General features: G+C 52.1%; 15 protein-coding genes. 5 read left to right on the forward strand and 10 right to left on the reverse strand.

Going from position 1 to position 15,759, the window contains the following annotated elements; translation table 11 throughout:
• Window positions 1-32: 32 nt before the first annotated feature.
• The 6 genes from Q0757_RS11410 to Q0757_RS11435 form a co-directional block, all read right to left on the reverse strand.
• Window positions 33-548: a (2Fe-2S)-binding protein gene (locus tag Q0757_RS11410; protein ID WP_298787406.1), complete on the reverse strand. Its 516-nt coding sequence runs from the start codon at window positions 546-548 to the stop codon at window positions 33-35.
• Window positions 515-2,791: a xanthine dehydrogenase subunit D gene (gene pucD / locus Q0757_RS11415; RefSeq protein WP_298787408.1), complete on the reverse strand. Its 2,277-nt coding sequence runs from the start codon at window positions 2,789-2,791 to the stop codon at window positions 515-517. The genes Q0757_RS11410 and pucD overlap by 34 nt, the downstream gene beginning before the upstream one ends.
• Window positions 2,788-3,654 (reverse strand): xanthine dehydrogenase family protein subunit M, encoded by an 867-nt coding sequence (locus tag Q0757_RS11420; RefSeq protein ID WP_298787410.1) that lies wholly within the window; start codon window positions 3,652-3,654, stop codon window positions 2,788-2,790. The genes pucD and Q0757_RS11420 overlap by 4 nt, the downstream gene beginning before the upstream one ends.
• On the reverse strand, window positions 3,630-4,232 hold the full coding sequence (locus Q0757_RS11425) for a nucleotidyltransferase family protein (protein ID WP_298787412.1): 603 nt from the start codon (window positions 4,230-4,232) through the stop codon (window positions 3,630-3,632). Before Q0757_RS11425 ends, Q0757_RS11420 begins: the two co-directional genes overlap by 25 nt.
• On the reverse strand, window positions 4,229-5,230 hold the full coding sequence (locus Q0757_RS11430; RefSeq protein WP_298787414.1) for an XdhC family protein: 1,002 nt from the start codon (window positions 5,228-5,230) through the stop codon (window positions 4,229-4,231). Before Q0757_RS11430 ends, Q0757_RS11425 begins: the two co-directional genes overlap by 4 nt.
• Before the next feature lie 210 nt (window positions 5,231-5,440).
• Complete coding sequence (locus Q0757_RS11435) at window positions 5,441-5,800, reverse strand: Na-translocating system protein MpsC family protein (protein WP_298787416.1); 360 nt, start codon at window positions 5,798-5,800, stop codon at window positions 5,441-5,443.
• A 350-nt stretch (window positions 5,801-6,150) separates the two neighbouring features.
• Here Q0757_RS11435 and Q0757_RS11440 point away from each other — a divergent pair, with 350 nt between their 5' ends.
• Together Q0757_RS11440 and Q0757_RS11445 are read left to right on the forward strand one after the other, a co-directional pair.
• Complete coding sequence (locus tag Q0757_RS11440; protein WP_298787600.1) at window positions 6,151-6,462, forward strand: DUF485 domain-containing protein; 312 nt, start codon at window positions 6,151-6,153, stop codon at window positions 6,460-6,462.
• Complete coding sequence (locus Q0757_RS11445; RefSeq protein ID WP_298787419.1) at window positions 6,459-8,024, forward strand: cation acetate symporter; 1,566 nt, start codon at window positions 6,459-6,461, stop codon at window positions 8,022-8,024. Before Q0757_RS11440 ends, Q0757_RS11445 begins: the two co-directional genes overlap by 4 nt.
• A 55-nt stretch (window positions 8,025-8,079) precedes the next feature.
• Here Q0757_RS11445 and Q0757_RS11450 read toward each other — a convergent pair whose 3' ends face one another.
• Entirely contained in the window at window positions 8,080-9,141 is a 1,062-nt protein-coding gene (locus tag Q0757_RS11450; protein ID WP_298787422.1) for an AEC family transporter, read from the reverse strand.
• Between the two features lie 59 nt (window positions 9,142-9,200).
• Window positions 9,201-10,697: a potassium/proton antiporter gene (locus tag Q0757_RS11455; protein ID WP_298787602.1), complete on the reverse strand. Its 1,497-nt coding sequence runs from the start codon at window positions 10,695-10,697 to the stop codon at window positions 9,201-9,203.
• Between the two features lie 323 nt (window positions 10,698-11,020).
• On the opposite strand from Q0757_RS11455, the gene Q0757_RS11460 reads away from it, so the two are divergent.
• Both Q0757_RS11460 and Q0757_RS11465 read left to right on the forward strand, forming a co-directional pair.
• Window positions 11,021-11,323, forward strand: coding sequence for a hypothetical protein (locus Q0757_RS11460; RefSeq protein WP_298787424.1), 303 nt, complete (start codon window positions 11,021-11,023; stop codon window positions 11,321-11,323).
• Window positions 11,324-11,418: 95 nt separating this feature from the next.
• Window positions 11,419-12,309, forward strand: coding sequence for an alpha/beta hydrolase (locus Q0757_RS11465; RefSeq protein ID WP_298787426.1), 891 nt, complete (start codon window positions 11,419-11,421; stop codon window positions 12,307-12,309).
• Window positions 12,310-12,369: 60 nt separating this feature from the next.
• Here Q0757_RS11465 and Q0757_RS11470 read toward each other — a convergent pair whose 3' ends face one another.
• Complete coding sequence (locus Q0757_RS11470) at window positions 12,370-13,272, reverse strand: cation diffusion facilitator family transporter (RefSeq protein WP_298787428.1); 903 nt, start codon at window positions 13,270-13,272, stop codon at window positions 12,370-12,372.
• 184 nt (window positions 13,273-13,456) lie between these two features.
• Here Q0757_RS11470 and Q0757_RS11475 point away from each other — a divergent pair, with 184 nt between their 5' ends.
• A complete protein-coding gene (locus tag Q0757_RS11475) occupies window positions 13,457-14,449 on the forward strand; it encodes an alpha/beta hydrolase (protein ID WP_298787430.1) in 993 nt (330 codons plus the stop codon).
• A 61-nt stretch (window positions 14,450-14,510) separates the two neighbouring features.
• Here the strand turns inward: Q0757_RS11475 and Q0757_RS11480 are convergent, their stop codons facing one another.
• Window positions 14,511-15,602 (reverse strand): Xaa-Pro peptidase family protein, encoded by a 1,092-nt coding sequence (locus Q0757_RS11480; protein WP_298787432.1) that lies wholly within the window; start codon window positions 15,600-15,602, stop codon window positions 14,511-14,513.
• Window positions 15,603-15,759: the final 157 nt, after the last annotated feature.

A 15,759-nucleotide genomic window follows, 5' to 3' on the forward strand; every position in this document is an offset into this window, starting at 1 on the left:
GCCCTTCGCTATGTAAAAAGCCCGGGGCTGATTTATTGCTGAAGATTGGCGGCCGCAGCTTTTACCGCCCGGATAATACCACTGTAGCCGGTACACCTGCATATGTTGCCGGCCAGCCCCTCCCGGATTTCTTCATCATCCGGGTCCGGTGTGTGCCTCAGAAGCGACTCCGCGGCCATAATCATGCCCGGCGTACAGTAGCCGCACTGAAAGCCTCCTTCGTTCATAAATGCTTCCTGTACTATACTGCAGCGCTCCTCTGTACCCATGCCCTCGATGGTCGTTACTTCTTTGCCTTCCACCTGGTAGGCAAGCAGCAGACAGGAGCTTGTAAGCCGGCCATCCACCCAGATCGAACAAGCTCCGCACCGGCCGATACCGCAGGAAATTTTCGTGCCTGTTTCATGCAGCTGGTCTCTTAAAAGATCGACAACCCGGTCCATGGGAGAAGCAGCGACAGTCACCTCTTCCCCGTTGACGCGGAAGGTGCACGCATACCTGCCCTCCCGGTGCTCTATGCCCCGGGAATCTTTTCTGGTTTGTTCCAAGGCAGAAGCCCCCTTTGCTGAATCTGTTGCAGTACCCATTCTCTGGAAACAGGAAGCTTTGCCGGCCGGGCCCCAATGGCCTGGTAAACTGCTTCCGCAATGGCCGGCGCCACCGCAATTGTCCCTATTTCCCCAACACCCCTCGGTCCGTGAATATCCCCTTCCATCACTTCTTCACGCGGCTTGACCGTCACATGATCCGGCAGGTCCTTTATTCCCGGCATCAGATACGTATCGAAATTTTCCGTCTGATAGTGACCTCCGTCCATCACAGCATCCTCCATTAACGTGTACCCAAGAGCCATGATGCCGCCGCCTTCAATCTGTCCTCTGTACCCCTGCGGATACATGACTGGGCCGGCAGACACAGACTGTTTCAAATCAAGCACCCGTATGGTGCCGGTTAAAAGATTCACCTCCACCTCTGCGCTTACGCCGCCGAAGGAGTACAAATAATGACCGGAGTCAATTTCATCCGGCGTCACCGGAAAATCAAACGACGTGTGCGTTTCAATGTCCCCGTCCTGTACATATTCCGCCAGCGCCCTGTAGCTTAAAAAGAGCGAGGGCTCTGTTCCTCTTTTATGGACACCACCTGCCCCCAGATATAAATCCGTTGAGGGCGTCCCGGTCACTCTCGATGCTTCTGCCAGCAGCTGTCTGCGAAAGGATGCCTTCATATTTTCCACCGCTGTCCAAACCATGCTCGTTCCGCGTGAAGCGGTCGTTGACCCCGAGACCGGCACTTTGTTCGTATCACCGATCGTAATTTCTATATCCTCTTTTTTGCAGGAAAATGTGTCCTTCATCACCTTTTCAATTACCGCTACAATGCCCTGGCCGCATTCTTCAAATCCGAAAGCAGCTTCAAGCTTTCCTTCCTTTGTGAGGGCAAGCCGCCCGCCGGAAGGATCCAGCCGTCCGTAGCCAAGACCGCCTCCATGCATCGAGACCGCGCCTCCCCGGCCATTTTTCACCCACGGAGTTTCTTCTGTGTTACTCAGCGGCAGCTGCTGCCAGGCGGTGACATCTTCAAGTATCATCTGTCCGCCATCCGTCGGAGCAATTCCCTGGCCGAGCGGACCGGCATCGGAGGGCTTCCTCATATTTCTGGCACGCAGCTCCGTTCCCTTCATTTCAAGCTTTTCAGCCAGCCGGTCCATCTGCCCCTCAAGCGCAAACGTGACCTGATTGCCGCCAAACCCGCGAAACTCACCGGCAACACCGTTATTGGTGAACACGGAAACTCCGGTGGTCGTAATGTTTGGGATCGGATACAGCCCGCTTGCATGCTCAACAGCAAATTCCAGAATCGCCGGACCAAGTGTGGCATAAGCCCCAGTATCCGCATGAATTGTCGTTTCATGCGCCAGGACGCGGCCGCCTGCATCTGCTCCGGTCCGCATCGTAATCGCCATCGGGTGTCGCTTCAATCCTGCCCGCACCGACTCCTCCCGGGTGTTGTGCAGCCGGACAGGACGGCCTGTTTTCAGTGCCAGCATTGCTCCGTAAGGCTGCAGATTCAGCTCATCCTTGCCGCCAAATGATCCGCCGATCGGACTCGAAATGATGCGTATTTTCTCTTCCGGGGCGTCCAGAATTCTCGACAGCTGAAAGCGGTCTTTAAATCCGTGCTGCGTAGCCATGTATACGGAAATGCCTCCGTCTTTTTCCGGGACAACCAGTCCGCCTTCTGTTTCCATGTAGCCGTGCATCTGACGGGGGAGCTGGTACGTTTCTTCGACAATACAGGTGCATTCCGCAAAGCCCTCCTGCAGATCCCCGCGTGTATAGGAAGCTTCATGCAGGATGTTCCCAGCTTCATGCAGCTGCACCGCTTCGGGAGCCAGCGCTTTTTCGACCGCATCAAGCACAGGCAGCGGCTCGTATTCCACTGCTACAGCGGCCAGAGCCTGATCTGCCGCTTCCGCTGATTCTGCTGCCACCGCGGCCACTGCATCCCCTGTATAGCGTACTTTGTCTTCACAAAATACGGGCTGGTCCGGTATAACGATACCAAAGCGATTTAACCCCGGTACGTCATGATGGGTCAGCACCGCATGAACACCCGGAACCGCTTCAGCCGCTGACGTATCGATATTTTTGATACGGGCATGCGGGTACTCGCTTCGCAGCACCTTTCCGATCAGCATATTTTCTTCAAAGCGGTCGGTTAAATATTTTAAGGATCCGGTTACCTTCGGTGCAGCGTCCGGCCGGCGCTGATGCTCTGGCTGTTTCATGTTTTATGCACGCCTCCCTTTTCTGCCTTACCGTCGAGCCACAGGTGGGATAAAAATAAATGAGCGGCTGCCTGCAGACGGTAGTTTCCTGAAGAAAATGGTTCATCCTCCGGCTGATAATCAGCTGCAAGCGCTTCGAAGAACGCTTCCGGAGTCCACCCTGGTTCGGCCACACATGCTTCTGCACGGCGAAGCCGCACCGGGGCGTCTTTTCCGCCTACTAACGCCAGCCTCGCCCATGCACTTCCGTTCTCCTGCCTGCGGACGCAGCCGCTCACAGCAAGAAGCGATGCGGTGAAGGCTTCCCGGCGGCCGATTTTTTCAAAAAAATGCAATTCATCCGACCCGGCTTCCGGCGTTTTTGGCAGCAGCACAGCCGTTAATAAAAATACACCGTCATAGGAAGCTGCTTCCTCCACCGGAATACGGGCATATGACTCCCCGTTCCAGATTTCAAGCTCCGCCTGCATCGCAATCAGCGCCGGCAGGATGTCTCCGTGTCCGTACATAATGTTGCCTCCGATAGTGCCTCGCGTGCGCACAGCCGGAGCAGCAATCCGCCGCATCGCCTCCCCCAGTATTTCCCGGGAAATGACCGGCTCCTCTATTAACTGTTCGAGGGTCATACAGGCACCGATACGCACGTACTTTTCTTCTTCCTGCCAGGACGCAAGCCCGAAAATACGCTCAAGTACAATCACGTTGCCGGCGAACGCTTTTCCCTTTTCCCGCTCGACCTGCCGCCATGTGCCTCCGGCAATCCATTCCGCATCCGGGGAATGCTCCTGATAAAGTGCAAACGCTTCCTGCACCGTTTCGGGCATCCATACCACCGGTGTTACTGGCTTGTGTGCAGCATCCATCTATATTCCTCCTCGGTGTCAACGTCAAGCTGTTCGAGCTGCTGAAAGCCCACGTACGGGCTTCCTGTCCACGTGTGCTCCTTCCGCAGAATAGAAGCGGCCCCGCGGTCACCCTCCACGCTCTGCAGAGCAGCAAACATCTGTTTTTTAAACAGCATAGGCGGCTGGTAATGATGCCCGGTCCATATACCGGTGAAATCGCACGTCTGCGTTTTCGCCTGCGCTATTAACCGGTCGATCGTCTCCGCTCTCAGGCCGGGCTGATCAGCGAGTACGACGAGGGCCGCTTCTGCCCCGATACGAACCGCTTCGTTCACTCCCGTCCGGAGGGAATACGCCTGCCCTTTCACAGCCTGCGGACTGGCCGCCAGACGTACCGTCCGCTTGTTTTGTTCGAATATTCTGTTATCTATCCATACAGACTGATTCGTCACGACGATAACTTCCTCTGCCCTGCTCTTTAGCACCTGCTGCAGCGCACTGCTTCCGAGCGTCGTATTTTTCCACGGTTTTTCGAGTTTATTGTGGCCCATGCGGGAGCTTTTCCCGGCTGCTAAATAAATCACTGCTGTTTTCATGCCATCACCTCTCCGGTTTTTACGGCGTTTTGAAGAGCTATCAGCTGGCTGATCACGCTCACCGCAATTTCTTCAGGCCCTTCTGCTCCAATGGACAAACCAATCGGAGTTGTAACCATCTCCGGCAGAGTCTCTGTCTGCAGCAGGCGCTTTGTTCTTGTCTTTGAACCGAGTACACCGATATATGCCATTGGCTGCTGCAAAAGATGCATCAACGCCTCCCTGTCCCTTTCAAAATGATGAGTCATAATCACCGCCATGTCTCCGGAGCGAAACGCTGTTTCTGCCCACCATTCATGAGGGTATCCGAGTGCCCTTTTGGCCTCCGGAATCTCATTTTTTACTTTCTCAAGAGCGGCCGGGCGCCAGTCAAGAGCCGTAACCTCGTATCGGCAGCGCACCGCCATTTGCATGAGCGGACGCGCATCCGGTCCGGCGCCGAAAACAAACAGTCTTGGCCTCGGGCGGATCGTCTGGACAAATATTTTTTCACCCCGGCTGTCTGAAATGGAAGAACGGCCGCTTCCGCGCTTCATGGCAGCTGCCTGCCCGGCTAGCTGCACTGTCTGTCCGTCCGGTTCCGCGCCGCGGATGAACCACCCGCTGCCTTCGGTCGTGGCCCACCTCAGCACTGTTTCTCCCTGGTTTACGGCATCGTGCATTCTGCGCATAGACGCAGCCAGCTCTTCCGTCACCGGCTCCAGCAGTACTTCAATCACTCCATTGCACCCTGTGCCTTCTCCCCAGGAAAGCTCTCCGTAGCCCCTCATGTCATACGAAACCACCTGCGCACCTTCAGCATGCACGTCGTCAATCCGGTGATGGAGGTCCCCTTCAAGGCAGCCGGAACTCAGCATGCCGATAGAATCTCCATCTGTTTGCAGCAGCATGGCCGTGCCTTCCTTGCGGTACGCCGATCCTTCCACATTCGTAATCGTCGCCATTATTTGTTTTTCATCTGCAGAAAGCTGCGGAATAATATCATGCAAATGGTCCATGCATCTCGCTCCTTTTATAAAAAAAGCCGGAGAAAGGCACAGGTATCTGCTCCTGCGTTTCTCCGGCCTCTTCATTCCCGTCTAACAGGAATCAAGCCTCCGTCTGGATGGAAAGAGAAGAGCTGCCGGTCTACAGCAGATCCTCTTCTTAACTGTTTGTATTTATTTTACTTATATCCAGGCTGCTTGTAAGGAAGAATGTCATATAATCTAACGCTTTTTTTCTTCCAGGTAAATGACGGTCGCCGCAGCCCCGGAGACAGGATCAAAATCCTTCAGTACAGTACGCACCGGAAGGCCCAGCTCCTGGACAAGCAACTGATGCAGCCGCTTCTTAAATTCGTCCACCAGCGCCGCGTCCACCTGGCTGGTCAGGGCTTCATTACGCTGTTCGAGCGCCCGCAGCGCGGGCACTCTTTTGTGTTCCCCAAAAATAATGCACTTGTGCTGTAACAGCTCCACCTTTAACGTTTTCACTCCAACATCATACATCTCCTGGTTCACGCTGTTGTACAACTGAGCGATTTGCTGCTTGAGCCATTTTTCACTCCCAAACTGTTCTTCCCACACACTTACCCCGTCCTTTCGTTCATGACTTATTATAACGAATAACGCGGTCCCAGCCTATTTTCATGAAAGATTTTTTATCACCCGAATTATTAACTAGTAGTTTTGAACTAATTTGTGTTCCTCATCTACTGTTATGCAACAATTTTGGATTTTTTCTGACATTTTCGATTGACGGAAGCGCTTTCATATTATAAGTTTAATTTGTCTCCTTCCTTTCTGCTGCATGTCGTTGTTGCCGATACTTTTATCTTACTTGCGCTGACTGAACTTTATTTGAAAAAGGAGGAAAAAATGTGGCTGTCAAAAAAGAATCTGATACGACTAACGAAACCTTTACCTCTGGCGGAGGAGTGAAATATTCCGAGGCCGTGGAAAACCCTGCTTTTAAAAACCTCATGTCGAAAAAAAGAAAATTCATCGCACCGTTAACGGTGTTCTTCCTGCTATTTTACCTGGCTCTTCCGGTTTTAATTCTTACGTCGGATGTGCTGAACAATTCGGCGATCGGACCAATCACCTGGGCATGGGTACTCGCGTTTGCGCAGTTTGCCATGACCTGGACGCTTTGTATTCTTTACGTACGTAAATCCTCAAAATTTGATAAAGATGCCGAAGCAATCATCGAAGAAGAAGAACGCAAGGCGAAGGGGGATCATTCATGAATGCAACAGTCATTACACTATTTCTTATAATTGTCAGCCTTACCCTCGTTATTACGTACTTTTCAGCGAAAAAAACCAGCTCAGCCAGTGACTTTTACACCGCCGGTGGCGGCCTGACCGGCTGGCAGAACGGCCTCGCGATTTCAGGGGACTACTTATCAGCCGCTTCCTTTTTAGGGATTGCCGGCGCCATTGCCCTATACGGCTTTGACGGCTTTCTTTTCAGCATTGGTTACTTAGTAGCTTACCTCGTTGTTATGTTTGTGGTCGCTGAACCGCTTCGTAACCTCGGCCAGTACACACTTGCTGATATGCTGAACGCCCGCTTTGATGCTAAAAAAATTCGCGGTGCCGCAGCCTTCAGTACCATCACCATCGTTATTTTTTACATGATTGCCCAGCTCGTCGGGGCGGGGGCATTAATCCAGCTTCTGTTCGGGCTTCCATACACATGGGCCGTTATTCTCGTCGGCATTATGATGACCATTTATGTACTGTTTGGCGGCATGACCGCCACCAGTTGGGTGCAGATTACCAAAGCTGTACTACTGATGATTGGTACACTGATCATTTCCATTATGGTTTTATGGCAGTTCAACTTTAACGTCATTGCCATGTTCCGGGAAGCTGGCCAGGCAACACCTGCCGGAACTAATTTCCTGAACCCGGGACAGCAGGATAAGCTTCCGCTTGACTCCTTATCCCTCATGATTGCACTCGTACTTGGTACAGCCGGTCTTCCACATATTCTGATGCGTTTCTTTACTGTAAAGGACGCGAAAACAGCCCGTAGTTCGGTTGTTACAGCTACATGGATTGTTGGTATCTTTTACGTCTTAACGGTCTGTTTAGGCTTTGGCGCTGCCATTTTTGTCGGCCGCTCCGACATTATTGCTGCCAACCCGGCCGGAAACATGGCTGCACCGCTTCTTGCCCAGGCTCTCGGCGGCGATCTGCTGTTCTCCTTTGTCTGTGCCGTAGCCTTCGCGACGATTCTCGCCGTTGTGGCAGGCCTCGTTCTTTCCGGAGCCAGTGCCTTTGCCCACGACCTGTACGGACAGATTGTTAAAAAAGGCAAAGTGACCGAGCGTGAGGAGGTAGTTGCAGCCCGTACTGCTTCACTGACAGTGGCCGTGCTTTCCATTGCACTTGCGATTTTCGCGCAGAACTTAAACGTTGCCTTTCTCGTGGCACTCGCCTTCTGTGTAGCCGCCAGCGCGAATCTGCCGGTTATTGTGTACACGATTTACTGGAGACGCTTTAATACGAATGGAGCGATTACCGCGATTGCAGTCGGTCTGATCAGCTCCGTCGGACTGGTAATTATCAGCCCGAACGTCATGAACCCTGACGGCAGCGCATTCATTGCCGCCCAGGCGATCTTTCCGCTCACAAACCCGGCGATCGTATCCGTACCGCTCGGCTTTCTTGGCGGCTGGATCGGTACGCTTGTTTCCAAGGAAGCGGAATCCGGGCGTTACGACAAGGTACTATTTAAAGCTAACACCGGCTACCGCGAATACGACCTTCAGGGTCGCGCCATAAAAAAAGGTGAAGATTAACCATACAAAAAACACCGGATCTGCTCCGGTGTTTTTTTGCGTTCTTCAATTTTACTCAGGCAATCTGCTGGGCAATGAATACGGTTAGTGGAAGCATGAGCAGGCTGAAGATGGTCGTTGCGATTAATGCGACAATCCCGAGCTGGTTAGACCTTCCGTGCACGTAGCGTTCAAACAGCACAGCTGCCAGCGTGATGGTCGGCATGGATGACTGCACAATAATAATTTTACCGAGAATCTCCGGAATTGGAAGCAGCCATACTAGTAGACAGGCGACCGCTGGAACGGCAAGCACCTTTACGATTACAGCGGAGCCAATGAAACGCTTGTACCCTGTTTTCACCATCTTCCAATTGGCTGAAGTAATGGTTGGTATGAGCAGACCGATCAAAATCATCGCAAGCGGAGCCGCGAGTCCGGAAATGGTATTTACCGTTTCAAGAAATATCATTGGCAGCACCAATCCCGCAGATGCAAGCAGCACAGAGCATACAAGCGTTAGAAACGGCGTGTTTAAAATCGATGTAAGCTGTTTGAACGAAAACCGCCCCGGCTTTAACAGCAGGATGCCAATAGTAAATACGCTCGTCGTCGTGCCGGCATCATAGACTGCTGCATAGGACCCTGCTTCGGGACCAAACAAAATCGTAATGAGCGGAATGCCGATAAAGCCCGAATTGCTGCAGCCCGCAACAATTGCCAGCTGCCGCGCTTCTATGTCTGTATAATGAAAAAAACGGCCAACGCCGTAGCCGACAGCCATGCCTGTCCACGTGAGCCCGAGCGCACATGCGTAGATCATTGCAAATGACGACCATGTGGAGCTGTTGAACTCGAGCTGAAAGATGCTGTACATAATCACGGCCGGAAGCGCGAAATTAATAGCTACAAAGGAAATAAAACGGCGCGTTTCCACCGACACATCAATCACTTTAGAGGTGATCACACCGATTGCTATCAATACAGTCATCATAAACACCGGCGTTATTATATCAATAATAGACATTTGTCTCGCCTCGGTTCTTTCATAATTTTCCTGAATCTGCACGTGTTCTATCTTAATATAAATCGACTCGAATGAAAACGAATGAAAGCTTGCTGTATTAATAAATTTCATGCAAACGCTTCCTCTTTTCCCGCAAAAAAGCCGCCCTCCATCTGGAAGGCAGCAGGCCGTTACGAGGTCGTCTTAGGCTCCGGATGCTTCTTGCGATTCAACAGGCGACGCAGATCGTCCTTTTGCTGTCTGGATACGAGAATGTACAGAAAGTCCCCTTCCTGGATCTCGGTGTTTCCGCCTGGCGTTACGAGTTCATCGTTACGCACCATGGCGCTTACAGTCGCGTCATTTGGAAAATTGATTTCATACAGCTGTTTTCCGACAATCGCCGATTCCTCGCTCGCTTCAAACTGCACCATTTCCGCATTTGCCGATCCCATGCTGACGAGCTCGATGGAGTGGTACGGTATTTCTTTTTTCGGGCCAACCAGGTGCAGCAGCTTCGCCACGTAGGAAATGCTTGAGCCCTGAATGAGCGCGGACGTCAATACGATAAAAAATACGAGGTTAAAAATCAGCTGGGCATTGTCAAGATCAGCGACGACAGGGAATGTTGCGAGCACGATCGGCACCGCCCCGCGAAGCCCCGCCCAGGATAAAAAGGTCCGCTCCTTCATTGTATAGCCGAGAAATGCCGTAGATATAAAGACAGCGAGCGGCCGTGCGACAAACATCAGAACAAAGGAGAGCGCAATACCGGCAAGCATCACGTCTGCCGTAAACACCTGGCCTGGAAAAGCAAGCAGACCGAGAATAATAAACATCAGAATCTGACTCATCCAGGCGAATCCTTCATTAAACTGAAAGATCGAATAGCGGAACGTAAGCTCGGAGTTGCCGATTACAAGCGCAGCTATGTATACAGCCAAAAACCCGCTCGCTCCAACTGCCGCCGTCACACTGTAAGCCAGAAGCGCAAAGGCCACCGAAAAGATCGGGTACAGACCACTTGATTCAAGGCCGATATGGTTAATCGCAAACGAAGCGAAGCGGCCGAACAGCAGACCCAGAATAATGCCGGCGCCGATCTGCCAGAAAAATGACGGAATGAGCATCCAGATGTTGGCATCCGCATTTGTAAGCAGTTCAATAAAAGATATTGTTAAAAAAACAGCCATCGGGTCGTTCGTCCCCGACTCGGCTTCAAGTGTTGCCCCGAGCTTGGCTTTAATATTTCTCTCCTTCAGAGCAGCAAACACGGCTGCCGCATCGGTGGATCCGACAATGGACCCGAGAAGAAGTGCTTCATACCAGGTAAAGTCGAGCAGCAGGTACGCCGCACCCCCCACACACAGGGAAGTAATTACCACGCCTGCGGTCGCAAGCGAAATGGACGGCACCGCCACCCGGCGCACCGTAGACCATTTTGTCTGAAGTCCGCCCTCAAACAGAATAATCACGAGGGCAAATATACCGACCAGCTGGGCTACTTCGGCATTATCAAAATAAACGATTTCCAGGCCGTCGCTTCCGATCAGCATGCCGATCAGAATAAACAGCACAAGGGCCGGCAGCCCGAGCCGGTTCGAAAATTTAGCCACAACAATGCCGGCCACCAGCAGTAAACCGACAAGCAGAACGACTCCATCGTTTGCTTCCAAAAAATCCAATATGTTTCGTTCCTTTCATGACACATGCCTTTGCATGCGTTATGTTTTATAGTTTTACGGTGTTCTGATAGGAGAGCATACGCGCCGGCTGCGGAAAAGAAAACCGCTGCTTCAGAAAGCGCGCGTCGGGAATTGATACTGAAGAACGCAGAACACTTCCTGCGTCTAACGGGGAAAATGGTACATAATAATATACTCTTTTTATTTTAACATTGATTTTTTATTATCCATAGCAATCAGCCCTTTTACGTTTGTATGCGTAACGAAACCTTTTACAGGGAAAGGACGTATAGTAGTATACGCACACCAAAAGGAGGCAACTATTCATGGAAACGTCCCGGATACTCAAATGGGTCACCGGCGGGATTGAACTGTTTCTCGGTATACCGATTATCGGCGGAATCATCATTGTCGGCACAGGGTACCTGCCGCTGCAGATTATGCTTGTTGCCCATATTATCGCTCTTATTGCGTCTATCTATGATAAGCAAAAGAAAACCGGCAACATCCTGGGCATTATCACTTCCGTCGTCGCCTATATTCCAATTGTTGGTATGTTTATGCACATTCTCACCGGCATCTGGCTGCTTGTTGAAGCCTTTGGATATCAACGCGAAAAAGAAATTTAAAGCGGGGCACGCCTCACATAGGCGTGTTTTGTTTATTTCTGCCTGAAAACAGGAATACGTCTTTTAATACTTTTCAGGAAAGGAAGCAGTTACTTATGGCCAAATGGAAAACGTCTACGCAGGCAGCAATGCTGCGCTCTTTTCAAAAACGCGTCAGCCAGCAGTCCCAGTCGTATATTACCCCGCCTCCGGCTGATTCGGTCAGCACCTTCTCCTATCTGGTCGAAACGACCCCTGGAGCCACGCCGGTACATATTTATTACCCGATCGCGGACGTTTCCAAAAAGCTTCCGGTGTATATCAATCTGCACGGAGGGGGCTTTGTGATGGGCAGCTCCGGTGAAGATGCGGGCTGGTGCAGATACATTGCCGCTGAGGTCTCCTGCGTGGTGGTAAACATTGACTACCACCTGGCGCCAAAGACCCGCTTCCCGGCTCCGGTGCTTGAGGTGTTTGAAATTGTCGAATGGCTGACCGCGCAAGCCGGGCGCCTTTCGCTGCAGATGGACAACTACGTGCTCGGCGGCCACAGCGCCGGGGGCAATCTTGCCGCCACGGCGAGCATGATGCTGCGTGATACCGGCCACAGGCTGCCGAAGCTGCAGATTCTTGACTATCCCGTCCTCGACCTGCAGACGGATCCCTACGAAAAGCCGTCGTATTCCACTGCCATTCCGCCTTATATTGCGCAGATTTTTAACGACAGCTACCTGCAGACACCACAGGACGCCCGTCACCCTTACGTTTCGCCGTTATATGCTGAACAACTCGAAGGCCTGCCCCCGGCGCTCGTCATTACTGCTGAATACGATTCGCTCGCAAGAGAAGCGGCCCAGTACGTGAGCCGCCTGGAAAAAGCCGGCGTCGCGGTGCAGCATTATCCATTTTCTGCGACCAGCCACGGATTTACGCATATGGGGAACGAAGAAACCGCGCTCGAAGCGTGGGCTACGATTATCCACGCGCTCAAGCGTGCCTTTAAATAAAAGAAACCGCCCGTTTGATAACGGCCGGTTCATGCGCCGCCCTTCACCGGGGCGGCTTTTTTAGTTACAGATCGTATCCTCACAGATGTCGCGGTTTTCCATGTCGATCTGGATCGTCGTGTGATGAATGCCGTGCTCCCTGTGCAGCAGCTCGTTGGCATTTTTCAGCGCCTCCTGCTGGCTCGTGCCTTCTTTAACGACCAAATGGCAGCTGAGAGCCGGGAAGTCTGACGTGATCGACCAGACGTGCAGATCGTGGATATCCTTCACATGATCGACGGTCAGCAGCTGTTCTTTTATCTGCTTCGTATCGATTCCCTCCGGCGCCCCTTCCATGAGTACGTGCACCGAGTCCCGCAGCACACGCAGACCACTGATGAAGACAAGCAACGCAACAATCATGCTTGCGATCGGGTCGGCGAGGCTCCAGCCAAACAGCATGATTAAAATCGCCGCTATAATGGCACCGACGGAGCCGAGCAGATCTCCAAGCACGTGCAGAAACGCGCTCCGGACGTTTAAATTTTCATGATTGTCTCCGCTGTGAAGAATGCGGGCCACCACAATATTGACGATCAGACCGATGGTGGCCACGATGAGCATTCCCGTGCTCACCACAGACGGCGGATCCATTAAACGCTGAATGCCCTCGTACGTAATATAAACGGCAATCACCATCAGCGCGAGACCGTTAATAAATGCAGCCAGCACTTCAAAACGGCGGTAGCCGTAAGTTTTCGACGAGGTCGCACTGCGGCTGCCGTACCATATGGCTGCAAAGCTGAGGCCGAGCGCCGCTGAATCACTCAGCATATGCCCTGCGTCAGAAAGCAGCGCCAGACTGTTCGTCCACAGGCCCCCGATCACTTCGATGACCATAAAAACAGTAATTAAAATAAATGACCACTTCAGGGCCGTTTGGTTTGTTGTTCCATGATCATGGCTGTGTCCTTCATGCGACATAGTGTCTCCTCCCTGTTTCTTTCCTTCTATATTCAAATCATCTTTTGATTATATTATACCACTTTCACTCTTTTATTCAAACATTCTTTTGAATAATAAAATGTCTAAATTTTTCTTTAGAAGGGAATACAGTAACGTACGTAGAAGTTAACGTTTATAAAACCTACACAAGGAGAAGATGTTTATGCACAAACTAGTCAAACAGGCAGGCCTTGGCGCCTGCGGGCTGATCGCTGCAGCCGCTGCCTATGCATTCTTTTCACCGCGGCCGGCCGCCTGGTACGTAAAACAGGCCTTTAAGGGCGGGCTTGAAACTGAAGCCCCCGACTTTGCCGAAGCAGCCGAACAAACGGTCCAGTACCAGGATATTGACTACGAATCCCAATACCGTAACGGGCGGCTGGATGTCATTTTAACAACGAAAAAAGAAGAAAAAACGCCGGTCGTTTTTTGGATGCACGGCGGCGCTTACGTCGCAGGCGACAAGCAGGATGCTTCCAAATACGCCACCTATCTGGCTGCCTCCGGCTACAATGTGATCAATATTAATTACGCACTCGCCCCGGCCGCCGCCTATCCGGCGCCATTAATCCAGCTGGATGAAGCGTACCGCTATATTAAACGGCACGCCGATGACTACGGCATCGACCTGACCAATATTTTTTTCGCCGGCGACTCTGCGGGCGCACAGATCGTTTCCCAGTATGCGGCCATCCAGCTGAACGAGGGGTACTCCCCATGGGTGCCGGTAAGACGGCATATTGATCCAATTTATATTAAAGGAGTGCTGCTCTTCTGCGGTCCTTATGACCTTCGTCAGATCGCCGGCGCACCGCTCGGCTGGTTCAACCGCTTCCTGTTCAAGCGTATCGGCTGGTCGTACATTGGCACGTACAACTGGGAGGACGCTCCAGCACTGACGGAAATATCGATGCTGCAGCGCCCGCCGGAAAAATTCGCGCCGACCTTTATTACAGATGGCAATAAAAACTCCTTCGATACCCAGGGACGCCGGCTCGCCGCTCTGTTAAGCCGCCGCGTACCCGTCCGGGACATTTTTTACGATAAGGATGAAACACCGGTCGAACACGAATATCAATTTAAAATGGATCAGCCTGCCGCCCGGCAGACGTTCCGTTCCCTGACTGCTTTTATTGATACGTACAGTCGTACGTAAACGATGAAAGGGGCCTGCTGCGCATAAATAGCGCTCAGGCCCCCTTTTTGTGTATCGAGTACTACATGTTTAACAGCGTCCCGAGGCGGTTCATGATCTCCCCGCCGTGTTCGCTGACGACCACATCGTCCTCCAGACGGATGCCGCCCCAGCCTTCAATATAAATGCCCGGCTCAATGGTAAGCACCATCCCGGCTTCAAGCAGTTCGTCGTTGCTGCCGTGAATCGACGGTGCCTCGTGCACATCCATACCGAGGCCGTGACCGACACGGGTGATAAAATGATCGCCGAAGCCGGCTTCTGTCAGCACGTCCCGGGCGGCTTTGTCCACGTCCCCAATTCTTCCGCCGTGACGGCATGCATCTATCGCCGCTGCTTTCGCTTCCGACACGAGCTCCAGGCGTTCCTGCGTCACTTCATCAGCTCCGCCGAACACCCACGTTCGTGTCATGTCGGCGCAGAATCGTCCGTACCGCGCACCGAGATCCACCAGAATCAGGTCCCCTTTTTGCAGCCGGGCTTCTGAAGGAACACCGTGCGGATAGGCGCTTTTTTCTCCGAACAGGACGATCGTATCAAACGCTGCCCCGTCTGCTCCCTGCTTTTTCATCACCTCTTCAAGCTGATGAACGACCTCCCGTTCGGTCACTCCTTCCCAAAGTCCTTCCGCAACGGTTTCAATCGCCCGTTCAGTAATATCCACTGCGTGCTGAATCTGCTTCAGCTCCTCCGGCGATTTCACCTGGCGGCTCTTCACAACCACGTGCTCAAAGTCTGTGTAGTGGACGCCCGGGTAAATCTGCTGCAGCTTTTCGAACCGGGCCACGGACAAATGGTTTTTTTGTAATGCCATCCGGAAAGGATTAGGCATCTGCCTGTGAAGTGCTTTTTTCACAATTACCCATGGATCCTCGCTGTCCGTGTAGGTAACAATGCTTCCGTGCCACCCGCTTTTTTCCACCAGCGCTCTTTCCATTTCCGGACAGACGAGCACCGGCTCTCCCTCCTGAAAAAGAATAAGCAGCAACAGCCGTTCATGCGGATCCGAATAAAAGCCACTCGCATAGTAAATATCAGCCGGATTCGTGAGAACGGCTGCGTCCTCCTCCCGTGCTGCTAACTCCCTGGTCCATGCTTCAATTACCGTTATCATTTTTCAGCCTCCTTTTTCTTTAGTATCGCATAATTTTTCAGATGGTTTCCAGTCGTTTCCTTTACCAGGGTTTGCCCAAAGGAAAAAAAGGGAAAAAGTGATAAGTGAAACGACTGCCTTTTTGACTGCGTACACATACATAGATAAAACAGCGGGG

It is taken from the genome of uncultured Marinococcus sp. (assembly GCF_947493875.1).
GTDB lineage: Bacteria > Bacillota > Bacilli > Bacillales > Marinococcaceae > Marinococcus.

Coding starts and splice junctions, on each gene's coding strand:
- pucD (WP_298787408.1), bottom strand. CDS start 2,791: ATGAAACAGCCAGAGCATCAGCGCCGGCCGGACGCTGCACCGAAGGTA.
- Q0757_RS11420 (WP_298787410.1), bottom strand. CDS start 3,654: ATGGATGCTGCACACAAGCCAGTAACACCGGTGGTATGGATGCCCGAA.
- Q0757_RS11425 (WP_298787412.1), bottom strand. CDS start 4,232: ATGAAAACAGCAGTGATTTATTTAGCAGCCGGGAAAAGCTCCCGCATG.
- Q0757_RS11430 (WP_298787414.1), bottom strand. CDS start 5,230: ATGGACCATTTGCATGATATTATTCCGCAGCTTTCTGCAGATGAAAAA.
- Q0757_RS11445 (WP_298787419.1), top strand. CDS start 6,459: ATGAATGCAACAGTCATTACACTATTTCTTATAATTGTCAGCCTTACC.
- Q0757_RS11450 (WP_298787422.1), bottom strand. CDS start 9,141: ATGAAATTTATTAATACAGCAAGCTTTCATTCGTTTTCATTCGAGTCG.
- Q0757_RS11460 (WP_298787424.1), top strand. CDS start 11,021: ATGGAAACGTCCCGGATACTCAAATGGGTCACCGGCGGGATTGAACTG.
- Q0757_RS11465 (WP_298787426.1), top strand. CDS start 11,419: ATGGCCAAATGGAAAACGTCTACGCAGGCAGCAATGCTGCGCTCTTTT.
- Q0757_RS11470 (WP_298787428.1), bottom strand. CDS start 13,272: ATGTCGCATGAAGGACACAGCCATGATCATGGAACAACAAACCAAACG.
- Q0757_RS11475 (WP_298787430.1), top strand. CDS start 13,457: ATGCACAAACTAGTCAAACAGGCAGGCCTTGGCGCCTGCGGGCTGATC.
- Q0757_RS11480 (WP_298787432.1), bottom strand. CDS start 15,602: ATGATAACGGTAATTGAAGCATGGACCAGGGAGTTAGCAGCACGGGAG.